This window comes from Nesterenkonia lutea, assembly GCF_014873955.1.
GTDB classification, from domain to species: Bacteria; Actinomycetota; Actinomycetes; order Actinomycetales; family Micrococcaceae; genus Nesterenkonia; species Nesterenkonia lutea.
In genome coordinates this window covers 713,836-729,261 of record NZ_JADBED010000001.1, presented here as the reverse complement: position 1 = coordinate 729,261, position 15,426 = coordinate 713,836, and the positions used below count along the sequence as shown (strand labels likewise).

The following is a 15,426-nucleotide window of genomic DNA, read 5'->3' as shown; positions in this document are numbered from 1 at the left end:
AGGATGCGCACTGGATAGGATGGCAGTGAATCGCCGCTGATGTCCGAACATCCACCTCCCGCGCTGATGACGAGGTTCCACGATGGCCCTTCATGCCCTCTCCCGTCAGGCCCCTGCGCTCGGCGCGACCGCACTGCTGCGGCAGCGCTGGAGCGAGGTGACGTTCCTGCACTGGCGGGTGGATCCCAGCGTCGTCGAACCGTTCATGCCTGAAGGCTGTTCGCCGGACGTGTTGGACGGGAGCTCCTGGGTGGGACTCATCGGGTTCCAGATGTCCGAGAGCTCCTTCTTCGGCGGGCCCGCCATCCCCTGGCTCGGGGACTTCCCCGAGGTCAACGTGCGGCTTTACTCCATCGATGGGCAGGGTCGCCGCGGGGTGGTCTTTCGCAGCCTGGAGGCCTCGCACCTCATCCCGGTCCTGATCGCTCGGGCGACGTTCGGCCTGCGGTATCAGTGGGCGTCCATGGAGATCCGCCAGGACGACGGCGAGGTCGAGTACACCACCCGTCGGCACGGCCGCCGAGAGGCCGCTTCCACCATTCGCGTACGTCCGGGCGCTGACGCCGCGGCCAATGGTGCGCTGGAGCAGGATCCTGTGGCTGGATTTCTGACGGCACGCTGGGGCTTCCATCAGAGACATCTGGGGCGCACCATCTATTGCAGGAACAGCCACGAGCCCTGGCCGCTGCAGCACGCGGAGCTGATCCACCTGGAGGACGGGCTGCTCGCCGCGGCGGGATTCAATGGACTCGCCGGGCGGGTGCCGGATTCTGTTCTCTACGCGCCCGCAGTCACGACGGTCTTCGCCGCACCGCAGCGGGTGCATCGGCGGGTTTAGACGACGAGCAGGGATGGACGTCGGGCGGGTCCAGGCGACGGGCAGGTCCAGACGACACGGGGAAGCGGGTGTGCAATGCGGTTGTTTCTGGCCACTGCTGGATCACGAGGCGATGTGGAACCTTTCGTCGCGCTCGCGAAGCGTGCCCTCCGGGCGGGTCACGAGGTTCGTCTGGTCGTTCCTGATCATTCCGGGGTCGACCTCCACGGTCTCGACGTCGTCAGCTTGGGCGTTGACTACACCGCGCTGATCGAACAGCAGGGCGTCTCTGTCGTGGCGGCGCTTCGCTCGTATCGTTCGGTCATCAAGCCGCTCATGCGCGCCGTGATCATCGAGTCAGCCCGCGCCGCATGGGACTATCAGCCCGATGTCCTGCTGGCTCACCCGAAGATCCTCTCGGCGCCGCTGGCGGCGGACGCCCTCTCCATTCCGTACGTGCAGGTCGAGATCGTCCCTGTGGTGACACCGACGCGCGCATTCCCTGCCGCCGGGACCGTGAACCGGGATCTCGGTCGCTTCAACACGCTGACCTACCGACTGGCAAGTGGCGGGGAGAGGATGTTCCGCCGTGACCTGAAGGACGTGTCCTCGATGATCGGCGGATCCGGCGGAGAGCCAGCTCCGCCGGCGGCCACGCTCATGCCCATCAGTCCAGCCCTGCTGGATCGTCCCCATGATTGGGACAGCACCGTGCACCTGACCGGCCCGTGGAGGGTGGGCGGATCGGAGACCGTCTCCGCTGAGGTGTCGGAGTTCATGGCTGGTGGTGACTTCGTCTACGCCGGATTCGGCTCGATGGCGTCAGGCGACCCCGCCGCCCGTGCACGCGAGGTGATCGGCGGAATTCGGGGGGCCGGCGCTCGAGCACTCATCGCGGAGGGGCTCGGCGGGCTCCAGGTCCCTCCGGAGCTCCGCGGCGAAGATGTCCTGGTCACCGGTTCGGTCGCGCATGACGCGGTGCTGCCGAATGCGAGGGCCGCAGTGCATCACGGGGGCATCGGCACCGTCCATGCCGCGACCGCCGCGGGTGTCGTCTCGGTCCTCGTGCCGTTCATCGGGGATCAGCCGTTCTGGGGTGCCAGGCTCCGCGAGCGTGGCCTCGCTCCGGCGCCGGTGCCACAGCGGAAGCTCACCGCACACCGGCTCAGCAGGGCGCTGGTCGAGACAGAGGAGTTTCGTCCGGCCGTCCAGGCCGCCGCGCGCGCCATGGAGAGCGAGGACGGCCCAGGCACTGCGCTTCAGGTGCTGGAGACACTCAGGTGAGCTGACGGTCTTCCGCCCTCGCAGTGCGGCACACTGATGGAGTGGAGAATCTGCGCATATCCCCGGGGCCCGGGGCGCCCCACGGCCTGATCATTCCGGCTGGAGAGCTGCACGAGCAGTTCTCGCATGCCTCGGGACCGGGCGGCCAGGGCGTCAACACCACCGATTCCCGCGTCCAGCTCAGCCTGGATCTGGGAACGACGACGGCGCTCACCGAGGTCCAGCGCAGACTCGCATTGGACCGCCTGGCTCCCCGGCTCAGCGGCAGCGTGCTCACGATCAGCGCCGCAGAGCATCGCTCGCAGCGGCGGAATCGCACCGCCGCCCGTGAACGACTCGCCGAGCTGCTCCGCGAGGCCGTCGCTCCTGCGATCATCCGACGCCCCACTCGGCGCACCCGTGGTTCTCACCGTCGGCGTCTTGCCGGGAAGCGCGAACGGGCTGAGATCAAGCAGAACCGACGGCGTCCCGGCCTCGACTGAGACCCGCGTACAGTCGAGGCAGGAGCCGCCCCTGGTTCTCTCACGATGGGAATATCGATGTCCAGCACCACCTCGGCCGCTCCAGCGGCACCCGCACACCTCGCTGTTTCCGCCGATACTCTGGACGGACGCTCCCCCAGCCTGCTCACCCTGGGTCTGCTCGCCGGCTCCTCGATGGAGAACGAGCGACGACTGCCGATTCACCCGCACCACCTGGACCAGATCGACCCGGACCTGCGCGCCCAGATGGTCGTGGAGCGCGGCTACGGCGATGATTTCCAGCTAGAGCCCGATTACGTCGAGTCACGCGTGGGACGAGTCGCGGAACGCTCCGAGGTGATCGAAGCCGCCGACGTGCTGCTCCTGCCCAAGCCACAGGCAGCTGACGTGGCAGCGATCCCTCAGGGCAGGACCCTGTGGGGATGGCCCCATTGTGTCCAGGACAGCGGGCTGACACAGACCGCGATCGAGAATCGACTCACGCTCATCGCGTTCGAGGCGATGAACCACTGGACCCCCCGAGGCGATTTCAACCTGCACGTGTTCCACAAGAACAACGAGCTTGCCGGCTACTGCTCCGTGCTGCATGCCCTGAGCCTGACCGGCTCGACCGGTGACTACGGGCCTCGGCTCAGCGCAGTGGTCATCGGCTTCGGCGCGACGGCTCGAGGCGCTGTGACCGCGCTGAAGGCACAGGGCATCCACGACATCCAAGTCCTCACACAGCGCGGCGCGACGGCGGTCGGCTCCCCGATCCACACCGCACACATCACTCAGCTCAAGACCCGCGAGGGACAGCCACACCTCAGCGAGGTCCTCACCTCCGCTGGCGAGGTCCTGCTCCCGGAGTTCCTGGCCTCGCACGACATCGTCGTCAACTGCACCCTCCAGGACGTCTCGGCACCGCTGACCTACCTGACGACCGAGAACCTGGAGCTCTTCGCCCCCGGAAGCCTGATCATCGATGTCTCCTGTGACGAAGGGATGGGCTTCGAATGGGCCAAGCCCACCACGTTCGAGGACCCGATGTTCACCGTCGGCAGTGAGGTCAACTACTACGCGGTCGACCACAGCCCGTCATACCTCTGGAACTCCGCCACGTGGGAGGTGAGCGCTGCGCTCATCCCGTTCCTGCGCACAGTCATGGAGGGACAGGCCGCATGGACGGAGAGTCCGATCATCTCCCGGGCCATCGAGATCCAGGATGGCGTGATCCAGAACCCGGACATCCTGAGTTTCCAGGACCGTGAGCCGGTGTATCCGCACGCGCTGAGCGTGAGTGCTCCCACGGGCTGAACAATTGATCACGAGCGCTAGTATCCACATGTGCGCACAGAACTTTTAAGCTCTCCGGCCCGTCCGGCAGCCCTGCTCGTCACCTGGACCTGTCTGCTGGCACTTTTCGCGGGAATCGCACCCGCAGCACAGGCCGTGTTGAATGTTCCGTTCGACCTGGTATCCCTCGTGATGTTCGCACCCGCGTTGGCATGCGTGGCAGCGCTTCTTCGTCCCGACTGGCTGCCGGCAGCGTGGGAGTCCGTCGACTGGTTGAAAGTCCTGCGTTCGACGGCGCTGGCCTGCATCGCGGTCGTTGGCTTCGTCGGGACCCTCGCCCTGCTGCTGGGGCGCTGGCCGAGTTGGCCTCCCGGCCCCGCAGCTGCGCCTCTGGTCGTGTTTCTCGTCCTCCAGACTGCCGGAGTGCTGGCCGAAGAAATCGGGTGGCGAGGTCTCGTGCAACGGTGCGGCGAACGGTTCGCGAAGCCGGTGGTGGTCTCCGTCATCGCGGGATTCATCTTTGGCGCGACCCATCTCGGCTACTGGTCCCTGGGCCTTCTGCCAGTGTTGACGTTCGCCGTCACGGCGATGTTGATGAGCGTGACCATCACGACGATCTACGTGGGCTCCCTGTGGCAGCGCATGGTTCCGGCCGTCACCGTGCACCTCGGAGTCAATCTCGGACTGGGAGCCCTTGCACTCCAGGACGAGCCGCTCGCGACGGCGCCCGCCTCACTGGCCGCTGCGGCCATCATGCTGGCCATCACACTGAGCACGAGAGCTTTCATACGACAGCACCCGATGGAGACCGTGAAAGTTCACCGCGGGTGATCGGTCCTTGCTCGCCCGAGCCAGTTGCGGCGACGCCGTGTAGGTGGCGGTGCGGACATGTCGCTCGGGAGCCGGCCTGGGACCGCACTCGAGGCTCAGTCGACCACAGAACGAACGATCTCAGCGATGCGCTTCTCGGTGTGCTCGTCCACGGTCTCGAAGTACCACGCGGCCGGCATCAGCGCCCCGTCCACTCCCCCTGCGGGTCGGAAGGCAGGCTTTTCGGTGATTGCGAGGTTCAGGCGTTCGTCGTTGCGCAGCGTCACGAGCGCGGGCGTGCTCGCGGACTTCGCGTAGGCGGGCATTCCGTACCAGATCCGCGGTTTCAGGGTCGGAGCCGCCGTCACGATGATGTCGTGCACTCGGCGCACAACGGAGCGGCGCGGCTCTTCCATCTTCGAGATCTTGTCGATCACCTGCGAGAGGTTCTTCTCGTCCTTGGACAACATGTCACGTCCTTTCGTCAGCCGATGTCGGGCACCGGCGGAATGAAGTTGGCGCATCAGTGCGCCGCACCCCATCCGGACATGTCCTGAAGTCCTCAGGCCTCTCCGCAATGATTCACGCGATATTCACGTGGAAGCGCAGTCAGTGGCGCGTGCCACCACGAACAGAATACCCGGCATGGAGACGGGCGTCACGGCAATATTGCAGATTCCGTGACGCGTTGAAGCGGAACTCCACCACGTTCTGCCGTCGAACAACGTCACGATGGCAGGTCCCCTCTAGACTTCGAGACTGGTTCTCGCCGCCAGCGGATGACGACCTCAGGTCGGCTCGTCCGGTGGGGTTCCTTCCGTGAGGTCCGACTTGAGGCCGTTCAATCTGGCCTGACGCTCCTCCTGTATCTTGTTCGCTTTGGCCAGCAGGCTCTCTTCGCGTCGATCCCGCAACCTGCTCCCTAATCCTCTAGCTGCATTGGCTACGTTGACTCGTGCTGATTCCGCGCGAGAGCCAGCGTCCCCGAGCAGTCCCCTCGCCGCGATCCCCCAGGAAACCGACTCAAGCAGGTTCACCTCGATGAGTTCAAGATCCACGTGTTCGGCGAAATGCGTGACGCTCTGGTTGACGCTGTTGGCGCCGCGATCGACCCGTTGTGCGCTGAACGGATTGGCGACCCTGTCGAGGTTCGATAACTCTCCAGAGTCACGGACCGATGCCGTGATCGCCTCGAGGCTCCGACTGATCTTGTGCGTGCGGTCGGCACGAGCCATCCTTATCCCCTGTCGGTGAGCCTCTAGATGGAACGGCTCATCCTCGGCCACACGAGCAAGTTCGATGACGTACTGTCGATCTTGAAGCGCAATCGACCTGGCCAGCACCCCAAGCCAGAATGGAGCGTCGTCCCGGGCGCTATCAAGTGCCTGAGCCGACTTATCGGTGTTGCCTACTTGCTTCTTGACAGATTCTGCAAGCGAATCGAGCTGAGCGACGGCTTCAGCCTGAATCGTCTGTAATGCCAATGAGTTGGCCTGGACCTTGGACCACGCGATTCCGGAGACTGTCCCTACTTCCGCATAGAGGATGCGTGCCTCGTCAATCGCAAGGGTCACTCCGCCAAGTTGACCCAGCACCTCAACCTTGCGTTGCTTGAGCAACTGATCGAGCTTGGCGTCCATCGTCGCCAAGTACTCCCCGATCTCATCCAACGCGACCTCCAGTGCCGCCTGCGTCGCCAATGCAGAGAGCACCGCTGGTGCAGCCGGTGTCAGCAGCGCAGCTTGCTCGAACTTGAGGTGTTTAAGGATCTGTCCGTTGCTGCGGCGCACAACACCTGCCGAGGGATTCACCACTCCCGCTTTTTCTGCGAACTCTGCAGACTCCTTCGTGAGCTTCACCCACCGCCCGCTTGTCGGCTGCAGACCAGAACTGGCCCCGAGAGCTTTGCCTAATCCGGCGAGAGTCTGCTTCTTCAACCTCCGCGCATTCAGTTCGGAATTCTCGTCATAGAACGACAAGAACTCGTCCGGCCCTAATAGGAGAAAACCGTCGTCGTTTTCCAGGATGGCGATAGTTTCTGCAGTCATGACCTGATTGTGCCAGAACTGATCGCCGGGAGTTCCAATTCTTCGCTGAATCCCGGGCACTGCCGGGGTGCGGCCGGCTCAGACGCACGTCGCGACTGAATGAACACCCCTGATCGGTGGCCGGATCAGTCTTCTCTGCGGGCTATCACTCAACGCCACTGAACTCGAAATCGATTTCGACATCCTTATCGATTCCTTGGATGACGCCGGTATAAAAAACGCGTGCTTGGTCTTGAAGAAGGTCGCTGTTGGAGCTGATCTGTTCTGCCATCTCATCCTCGCCCAAGATCTCAGTGATCTTGGAGGCAGTGTCGATCTCCGGCGTCACCCAACTCAACACCCCGTTGTCATCGATCGCTGTCTTGAAGTCCACGTCGTCGTGGCCGATGAACATGAACTCCGGTACGGACACCAGATATTGGTTCTCGCCCGTCTCCTCGATCGAGACTTCATTGCCTTCGATGCCAAGCTTCGCGCGATAGGTGTACTGCAGAAACTGTGTACGCCCGGTGCCAGGCAGGTCCTGCCCGAACAGTGTGCTGGAGCTCTTCTCCTCGGTGAGGCCCTGCGTGCTCGTGCTGAGGAGCACGATCTGCTCCTGACGCTCTACAGCCGTGATGATCCTTGTATCGCGAGAGTCGGTGGCTGCGCCGAACAACGAGTTCTTCGCAACAGAACCCAGCGGGACCAGAAGCACGATCACCACAACCGCCAGAAGCACCCCCAGGCCCGACAGAAGTAATCGCTTCATGCGTCACACCGACTTTCTCGTAGAGGTGGGCCGCGGCCCACGGCACCGAATTCAGCAAGACATGGACCGAGACTCGTGGCACCAATGCTACTGCTCTGATCTTCGGCAGCTCAGACATCGAATCGGAACTCCATCACGGTGCGTCGCCGAAGAGAGCCTGCTTCACCACGACAGGCCCGACACGGCGGATAGTTTGAGCCGTCACTTGTAACGAGGGGCGTGCCCTGTGCGGTCATCCCGCCTCGTCCGAGTCGCTAGGCTGGCTGGATGGCGACAGTTATTCTCGTGCGGCACGGCCGCACCACGGCGAACGCCTCTGGGCTGCTGGCCGGCAGGGCCGCCGGTGTCGGGCTGGACCAGGTCGGGCGCGATCAAGCGGGGCGGACCGCAGACCGGCTCGCGGCCGTCCCCCTGGTCGCAGTGGTCTCGAGCCCCCTTGAACGGTGCCAGCAGACCGCCCAGCACATTCTCGACCGCCAGGCGGCAACGCCCCCAGCGCCGGTCGATCTCGATCTCACCGAATGCGACTACGGCCAGTGGCAGGGCCGCAAGCTCACTGATCTCACGGCCGAGGACCTGTGGCCGCTGGTGCAGTCACAACCATCCTCCGTCGTCTTTCCCGACGGCGAGTCAATGGCCGCGATGCAGGCTCGGTCGGTGGCGGCGGTTCGTCGTCACGACGCAGCTGTCGAAGCCGAGCATGGACCCGAGGCCGTGTGGGCTGCGGTCAGCCATGGTGACATCATCAAGTCGATACTCGCCGACGCGCTCGGCATGCACCTGGACCTGTTCCAGCGCATCAACGTGGGCCCGGCCTCCGTATCGATCGTGCGCTACGGAGGCAGCCGGCCGAGCGTCTACGCGACCAACACCGACGCGGGTGATCTTTCGTGGCTCTCCAAGGGCCTCGGATCTGGCGATGCGCCGGTGGGCGGCGGCGCAGGGGGCACGGCTCCATGAATCGCAAGCGCCTAGAATACTGACATGCCTACACGTGTTCACGAGTTTGACTGGCCTGACCGTGCCGTCGTCGGCACCATTGGCCCTCCGGGGGCGCGCACGTTCTACCTGCAGGTGCGCTCAGGGACGCGGCTGGTGAGCATCGCCCTCGAGAAGCAGCAGTCGGCTCTGCTCGCGGAGAAGATCGATGAGATCCTCGACCAGCTCATCACCGTCGAGGGCAATCCGTTCAGCGTTCCCACGAGCACTCCCGTGGAACTTGTCGACAATGACCAGCTCGAGGCCGTCGAGGAGAGTTTCCGCACCGGCGTCATGAGTCTGGGGTGGGACCCCACCACCGCCCAGGTGGTGATAGAGGCTCACCCCATCACGGATGGTGATGCCGATGAGGACTACGAATCCCCTGATGACGACAGCGCTGAGGAGACCGAGGTGCTGCGGGTGCGAATGCCAGTAGGCACCGCACGTGCGTTCGCCAAACGCACCCTCGAGATCGTGGGCGCCGGTCGCCCGGCGTGCCCGCTGTGCGGTTACCCCATGGACGCCGACGGACATACCTGCACCCTTCCTGAGGGCTGATGTCGTCGACAGACCTGGTGACCGCGGAACTGACGCTCACGGGTCGCATCAGGACGGCGTCCAACGCTACATTTCTCGGCACCATCGGCGAGGTGGCCGTCGTCTATAAGCCGATAGCCGGGGAAAGTCCGCTGTGGGACTTTCCCGACGGAACCCTGGCGCACCGGGAGGTGGCCGCGTACCTGGTCTCACAGACCCTCGGCTGGGGCGTGGTGCCGCAGACCTGGCTGCGCGATGGACCCCTGGGTGAAGGAATGGTCCAGCGCTGGCAGGAACAGGACCCCGAGCAGAGCGGGGTCGACCTGGTAGCGACGGACCAGGTGCCGGAGGCGGGTTGGAAGCAGGTTCTCGAAGGCCAAGACCAGGACGGACGGATGGTCGCCCTGATCCACGAAGACACGCCAGCGCTGCGGCGCATGGCGGTGTTCGACCTGGTGGTCAACAATGCTGACCGCAAAGGCGACCACATTCTCGCCATGACCGACGGTAACCGGCACGGCGTGGACCATGGGCTCACCTTCCACCGTGACCATAAGCTGCGCACGGTCCTCTGGGGATGGCTGGGGAATGCTCTGACCGACGAGGAATGTGATGGCATCGATCGTGTCAGCGAAGGACTGCACGGTGACCTGGGCCGAGACCTGGCGGAGTTGCTCAGCGTCGAGGAAATAGCAGCGCTCGCTGCTCGTTGCGCTGAGTTGCGTTTGGCAGGACAGTTTCCGGCTCCCGCCGGTGGGATGCCCGCAGTGCCCTGGCCGCTGTTCTGAGCTCTCGGACCACGGACCCACATCGAGACAGGTGACCTACTCCCGCATTGGTGGCTGCGCGGAGGTGGCAGGGCGCTCGAGCGTGCGCACCCGGATGCAAGCAACCGATCCCACAGCCAGCACGAGACTCAAGATGCCGTCCCACAGCACAAGATCGCCTGCGCCGGGCGTCCCCAGTCCGATCGCGAGACCAACTACTACTAGAGCGATCTTGCTGCTCAGAGCTATGACCCACAGCGCCAGCAGCTGGGGACGGGCGGCGAGCAAGACGAAGAGCGCTGCCCACGTGATCAGCCCGACGCAGCGCCACAACTCGGAGACGAGCGCCTCCGTCGGGGTGGACGGCACGGCAGCGGCAGCGGCCACAGCTGCGACAACAGCGAGCACGGCCGCCACGATCCCGGCTGTTCGGGAGATCAGGAGGAGAAGACGCATGCTGCAAGTGTCGACTGCCGAGGTGAACAATAGGTCGCACGCCTCACGCTGACTCAAGTTCTACAGACCCCGGTGCAACCCGGAATACTGCGTTGTAGCAGGTGCCATAGACGCCACATTTTAGGCCGACGAATAGGGTATTCCGGTGTTTCCAGCAACAAGTCGGGAAGTGCCCGCCCACCGCGCGGGTCAGACGTTGAAGCGGAACTCCACCACGTTACGTCACCGGATGACCTCTGCGGTTAGAGGACTGGTCAGGGCACCAGGCCTCGCGAACTAATGATGGTCTGTGATCGGGTTTTTGGGGTGGCGGGGCGCTTCAGCGATAGGAGAGGAATGCACTCCCCGGTGCCGGTCCAGTCTCTGCTGTGGAAGACTGCCGGCATGGAGGCTCCAACGCGCGACCACGACCTCGTCCTCTTTGGTGCGACCGGCTTTGTCGGGGAACTGATCGCTGAATACCTTGCGCACCACGCTCCACCGGATCTGCGAGTGGGACTCGCGGGGAGGTCGAGGGTAAAGCTCGAAGCCGTACGGTCCAGACTGCCCGTCGCCGCCCACGACTGGGCCATTATTGAGGCCGATACGGAGCGCCCTGACTCGCTCGAGGCAATGGCCACGGGCACCAGAGTTCTCTTCACCACGGTGGGTCCCTACGCGAAATATGGGCTGTCGGTTGTCGAGGCGTGCGCCCGCGCCGGCACACACTACGGAGACCTGACGGGAGAGGTGTCCTTCGTCCGTGAAGCCATCGACCGTTGGGATGCCCTTGCGAGGACTACAGGTGCACGGATCGTCCATGCGTGCGGCTACGACTCCGTCCCGTCGGACCTCGGGGTGCTCCTCCTGCACCAGGCCGCGCAGGCTGATGGCGCGGGCGGACTGACCGAGGTGCAACTCGTTGCCAGGGCGAAGGGCGGTTTCAGCGGCGGCACCATCGAGTCCATGCGTGGGCAGCTCGATGGTATCCGGACGAACCCTGTGCTGCGGTCGCTTGCGGGCGATCCCTACTCCCTCAGTCCAGGCCGGGCGGCGGAGCCCGCGACCCGGCAGCCTCCGGATCTGGGGTGGGTCGGCCGTTCGGATGACGGCGCGTGGGCCGCGCCCTTCATCATGGCGTCGGCGAATACGCGGATCGTACGACGCAGCAATGCCCTGCAGGGTTGGGTCTACGGTAGGTCCCTGCGGTACGGCGAAGTGATGGGTATGGGGCGAGGGCCTGTCGGCGCCGTCACCGCCGGGGCGACGGCGCTTGGCCTGCGGCTGTTCGGAACCGCACTGGCTCTACCCTCAACGAGGAAATTACTGGACCGTGTCCTTCCGTCGCCCGGTGCGGGCCCGAGCGAGGCCGCGCGGCGCTCAGGCTGGTTCCATTCCCAGGTGACTGCTTCCACGGAGAGCGGCCAGCGCTATCGTGCCATCGCAGCCGGGCCCGGCGATCCGGGATACGCCGCCACCGCCGTGATGGCCGGGGAGACAGCGCTCTCACTTGCCCTCGACGGCGACCGTCTGCCGCCCGCCACAGGATCGCTGACCCCGGCAACCGCCCTCGGCAACATTCTGGTTGAGCGGCTGCGCGAGGCAGGCCATACCTATGAAGTCACGTCCCTCACCTGACGCCGGAAGTGAGGCACTGGTCGTGCTTAACGATCGGAAAGAGATGAATTCTGTGGTCAGGGGCTCGTACTAGACGTTGAACCGGAACTCCACCACGTCGCCGTCCTTCATGATGTATTCCTTGCCCTCGATGCGCACCTTGCCGGCAGCCTTGGCATCGGCCATGGATCCGGCGGCCACCAGGTCATCGAAGTTGACGATCTCGGCCTTGATGAAGCCGCGCTGGAAGTCGGTGTGGATCACTCCGGCTGCCTCGGGCGCCGTCGCACCTTGGTTGACCGTCCAGGCGCGAGTCTCTTTGGGGCCAGCGGTGAGGTAGGTCTGCAGCCCGAGCGTGGAGAAGCCGACACGGGCCAGCTGGTCCATGCCGGACTCTTCCTGACCGTTGAGCTCGAGCATCTCGCGGGCCTCCTCCTCGGAGAGCTCCACCAGATCAGCCTCGAGCTTGGCATCGAGGAACACGGCGTCGGCCGGGGCGACCAGCTCGGCAAGCTCGGCCTGCTTCTCGGCGGAGTTCAGCACTGCCTCATCGGCGTTGAACACGTAGATGAAGGGCTTGGCCGTGAGCAGGTTCAGCTGTCCAAGGTGCTCCATGTCCAGCTTGTCCTTGGTGATGGAGCTGAAGATCGTGTCTCCGCGCTCCAGCGTCTTCTGCGCGTTGAGGTAGGCATCCAGGGTGGCCTGCTCGGCCTTGCGCCCCTTGACCTGCTTCTCCAACTTCGGGATCGCGTTCTCCATGGTCTGGAGGTCCGCCAGGATCAGCTCAGTGTTGATGGTCTCCATGTCCGAGGTGGGATCCACCTTGCCGTCCACGTGGATGACGTTCTCGTCCTCGAACACGCGGACCACTTGGGCGATCGCATGGGCCTCGCGGATGGTCGCCAGGAACTGGTTGCCGAGACCCTCACCTTCGGAGGCACCCTTGACGATCCCGGCGATGTCCACGAAGGAGACCGTGGCGGGGAGGATCTTCTGCGAACCGAAGATCTTCGCGAGCGCGTCCAGCCGCTCGTCGGGGAGGTTGACGATGCCCACGTTCGGCTCGATCGTGGCGAACGGATAGTTCGCCGCCAAGATCGACTGACGAGTCAGCGCATTAAAGAGGGTCGACTTGCCCACATTGGGCAGTCCCACGATTCCGATAGTCAAAGCCACGGTCACCTAATCTACCGTCCCGACCTCCCGGGGGCGATTCGCGCCAGACTTCCACAGCGATTCGCACCTGCATTTCGCGCTCACGACCGACTCTTCCCGCGCTCGGAAGGGACTTATACACTGAGAATCTCAACACGCTCTGGACGGATTCTGACGCAGATTCAGGAGATTCGGGTCACACTGACCACCCTCTGGTGCAACGTATGACGGCGACACGTGTCTAAGATGCCTGAGGTTAACCACGGAATCAACACTGATACATAAGCGAACTGACACAGCACTGGAAGGAACACAACTTCATGGCATCGGCCACGCATGACGTCTCCAGCGACGTCCCCAGCGAGGCCCAGGGGAACGGCTCCGGCAGCACCCCTGCGCGCTCAAAGGTCAACCTGCCGGTCTTCATCGGCTCCGCAGTGATCATCATCGCCTTCACCCTGTGGGCCTGGCTTGCACCAGACACCGCTTACACCATCCTCGAGAGCGTCTTCCTCTGGATCGGCGCCAACCTCGGCTGGTACTACATCCTCACCGCCGGCATCGTGGTGCTCTTCGTCCTGATCGTGGCGTTCTCCCGCGTGGGCCGGACCAAGATGGGACCAGACCACTCCACGCCCAAGTACAACCTCTTCACCTGGACGGCGATGCTCTTCGCCGCCGGCATCGGCGTGGACCTGATGTTCTTCGCCATCTCCGGCCCCGCCACCAACCTCACCACGGCTCCCGGCAATGAAACAGGATCCGCCGGAGCCACCGAGATGGCTGTGCTGTGGACCCTCTTCCACTACGGCATCCCCGGCTGGGCCATGTACGCGCTGATGGGCATGGCCTTCGGCCTCTTCGCCTACCGCTACCACCTGCCGCTGAGCATCCGCAGCGCCCTCTACCCGATCATCGGCAAGCGCGCCCAGGGCGCCACCGGTGACGGCATCGAGATCGCCGCGGTCATCGGCACCATCTTCGGCATCGCCACCAGCCTCGGCATCGGCGTGGTCTTCCTGAACTACGGGCTCGAATGGCTCTTCGGCATCGAGCAGGGCACCGGGGCGCAGATCGGCCTGATCGTGCTCGCCGTGATCGTCGTGATCTTCTCGTCGGTCTCCGGCGTGGACAAGGGCATCCGTCGGCTGGCGGAGCTCAACGTCATCTTCGCCATCGTCCTGCTGCTCTATGTGCTGATCGCCGGCGAGACCACCTTCCTGCTCAACGCCCTGGTCAAGAACGTCGGCGACTTCGCCGCGTTCTTCCCCTCGATGCTGCTGGACACCTTCGCCTATGACCCGCCAGAGGGCCAGTGGCTGGAGTGGTGGACACTGTTCTTCTGGGCCTGGTGGATCGCCTGGGCCCCTTTCGTCGGCCTGTTCCTGGCCCGCATCTCCCGCGGCCGCACGCTGCGCCAGTTCGTCGTCGGCACCCTGATCATCCCGTTCGGCTTCATCCTGCTGTGGATCTCGATCTTCGGCAACGGTGCGATCTGGGAGTTCCTCAGCGGCAACACCGAGTTCATCACCGCCGCCGTGGAGAGCCCGGAGGCCAGCTACTACCTGCTGCTGGAGCAGTATCCGGGAGCCACCTTCACCATCGGCCTCTCCGTCATCACCGGTCTGCTGTTCTACATCACCTCCGCCGACTCCGGCGCCCTGGTGATGGCGAACTTCACCTCCAAGTCGCTCAGTGCCTCCGACGACGGCGCCCCCTGGCTGCGGGTCTTCTGGGCCCTGGCCACGGGCGCACTCACCCTGGCGGTGCTCATGCTCGACGGCGTCTACACCCTGCAGATGGCCACGGTGATCATCGGACTGCCATTCTCCGTGGTGATGTACCTGCTGATGGTTGGTGTCTGGAAAGCACTGCGCATGGAACGCTATAACCGGGACTCCCGTGAAGCGACCCTCCCCTGGATGGCCTCCGCGCAGAGCGGCGAGTCCGGCGAACGTGGGGGCATCAGCTGGCGCCGTCGCCTCGCCCGGGGCATGCACTTCCCCTCTGCCAAGCAGGCCACCGAGTTCGTCGAGACCGTGGCCGCGCCCGCGGTGGAGGATGTCGCCGCGGAGCTGCGTGACCAGGGAGCCGATGTCAGCTGCGAAAGGGGCCTGGTTCCCGATACGCAGATCCCCCACGTGGACCTGCATGTGTACTTCGGAGATCAGACCGAGTTCAAATACCAGGTCTACCCCGTGGCCTACTCGGTCCCGAGCTTCGCGCGCAGCATGCGCCCGACCGAGGAGACCTACTACCGTGTGGAGACGTTCTCCGCCACGGGTTCGGAGGGTCACGACCTCATGGGCTACACCCGTGAGCAGGTCATCGCCGATGTCCTGGACTCCTACGAGCGTCACCTCACGTTCCTGACCATGAGCGAGGCGGGCGGCCAGTCCGCCTCCCTGCACACAGACAGCAACATCCCGGATGATTGGGACCATGACCGCACCCACGGAAGCTGAGG

At 64.4% G+C, this 15,426-nt stretch carries 15 protein-coding genes; 10 read left to right on the top strand and 5 right to left on the bottom strand.

Annotation, left to right across the window (positions count from 1 at the left end):
• Positions 1–82 precede the first annotated feature (82 nt).
• The 5 genes from H4W27_RS03360 (at position 83) to H4W27_RS03340 (ending at position 4,689) form a co-directional block, all read left to right on the top strand.
• Entirely contained in the window at positions 83–838 is a 756-nt protein-coding gene (locus tag H4W27_RS03360; RefSeq protein WP_192594681.1) for a YqjF family protein, read from the top strand.
• A 75-nt stretch (positions 839–913) separates the two neighbouring features.
• Positions 914–2,101, top strand: a complete 1,188-nt coding sequence (locus H4W27_RS03355; protein ID WP_225938985.1) for a glycosyltransferase — start codon at positions 914–916, stop codon at positions 2,099–2,101.
• Positions 2,102–2,151: 50 nt separating this feature from the next.
• Positions 2,152–2,583, top strand: a complete 432-nt coding sequence (gene arfB, locus H4W27_RS03350; protein ID WP_225939235.1) for an alternative ribosome rescue aminoacyl-tRNA hydrolase ArfB — start codon at positions 2,152–2,154, stop codon at positions 2,581–2,583.
• Between the two features lie 174 nt (positions 2,584–2,757).
• Positions 2,758–3,879: a N(5)-(carboxyethyl)ornithine synthase gene (locus H4W27_RS03345; protein WP_225939234.1), complete on the top strand. Its 1,122-nt coding sequence runs from the start codon at positions 2,758–2,760 to the stop codon at positions 3,877–3,879.
• A 30-nt stretch (positions 3,880–3,909) separates the two neighbouring features.
• Entirely contained in the window at positions 3,910–4,689 is a 780-nt protein-coding gene (locus tag H4W27_RS03340) for a CPBP family glutamic-type intramembrane protease (RefSeq protein WP_192594678.1), read from the top strand.
• 95 nt (positions 4,690–4,784) lie between these two features.
• Here H4W27_RS03340 and H4W27_RS03335 read toward each other — a convergent pair whose 3' ends face one another.
• The 3 genes from H4W27_RS03335 to H4W27_RS03325 form a co-directional block, all read right to left on the bottom strand.
• Positions 4,785–5,138 (bottom strand): DUF1801 domain-containing protein, encoded by a 354-nt coding sequence (locus H4W27_RS03335; protein WP_192594677.1) that lies wholly within the window; start codon positions 5,136–5,138, stop codon positions 4,785–4,787.
• Positions 5,139–5,456: 318 nt separating this feature from the next.
• Complete coding sequence (locus tag H4W27_RS03330; protein WP_192594676.1) at positions 5,457–6,716, bottom strand: hypothetical protein; 1,260 nt, start codon at positions 6,714–6,716, stop codon at positions 5,457–5,459.
• Positions 6,717–6,861: 145 nt separating this feature from the next.
• Positions 6,862–7,467 (bottom strand): hypothetical protein, encoded by a 606-nt coding sequence (locus H4W27_RS03325; RefSeq protein ID WP_192594675.1) that lies wholly within the window; start codon positions 7,465–7,467, stop codon positions 6,862–6,864.
• Between the two features lie 267 nt (positions 7,468–7,734).
• Between H4W27_RS03325 and H4W27_RS03320 the strand changes: the two genes are divergently transcribed.
• The 3 genes from H4W27_RS03320 to H4W27_RS03310 are packed head-to-tail and all read left to right on the top strand — an operon-like array spanning position 7,735 to position 9,773.
• Positions 7,735–8,427 (top strand): histidine phosphatase family protein, encoded by a 693-nt coding sequence (locus H4W27_RS03320; RefSeq protein ID WP_192594674.1) that lies wholly within the window; start codon positions 7,735–7,737, stop codon positions 8,425–8,427.
• 24 nt (positions 8,428–8,451) lie between these two features.
• Entirely contained in the window at positions 8,452–9,006 is a 555-nt protein-coding gene (locus H4W27_RS03315) for a DUF3090 domain-containing protein (RefSeq protein WP_192594673.1), read from the top strand.
• Positions 9,006–9,773, top strand: coding sequence for an SCO1664 family protein (locus H4W27_RS03310; RefSeq protein WP_192594672.1), 768 nt, complete (start codon positions 9,006–9,008; stop codon positions 9,771–9,773). The genes H4W27_RS03315 and H4W27_RS03310 overlap by 1 nt, the downstream gene beginning before the upstream one ends.
• Before the next feature lie 36 nt (positions 9,774–9,809).
• On the opposite strand, the gene H4W27_RS03305 is transcribed toward H4W27_RS03310, so the two are convergent.
• Positions 9,810–10,208, bottom strand: coding sequence for a hypothetical protein (locus H4W27_RS03305; protein ID WP_192594671.1), 399 nt, complete (start codon positions 10,206–10,208; stop codon positions 9,810–9,812).
• A gap of 384 nt (positions 10,209–10,592) precedes the next feature.
• On the opposite strand from H4W27_RS03305, the gene H4W27_RS03300 reads away from it, so the two are divergent.
• Positions 10,593–11,825, top strand: coding sequence for a saccharopine dehydrogenase family protein (locus H4W27_RS03300; protein ID WP_192594670.1), 1,233 nt, complete (start codon positions 10,593–10,595; stop codon positions 11,823–11,825).
• A gap of 69 nt (positions 11,826–11,894) precedes the next feature.
• On the opposite strand, the gene ychF is transcribed toward H4W27_RS03300, so the two are convergent.
• Positions 11,895–12,980 (bottom strand): redox-regulated ATPase YchF, encoded by a 1,086-nt coding sequence (ychF, locus tag H4W27_RS03295; protein ID WP_192594669.1) that lies wholly within the window; start codon positions 12,978–12,980, stop codon positions 11,895–11,897.
• Positions 12,981–13,279: 299 nt separating this feature from the next.
• Between ychF and betT the strand changes: the two genes are divergently transcribed.
• Positions 13,280–15,424, top strand: a complete 2,145-nt coding sequence (gene betT, locus H4W27_RS03290) for a choline BCCT transporter BetT (protein WP_192594668.1) — start codon at positions 13,280–13,282, stop codon at positions 15,422–15,424.
• The last annotated feature ends 2 nt before the right edge of the window (positions 15,425–15,426 follow it).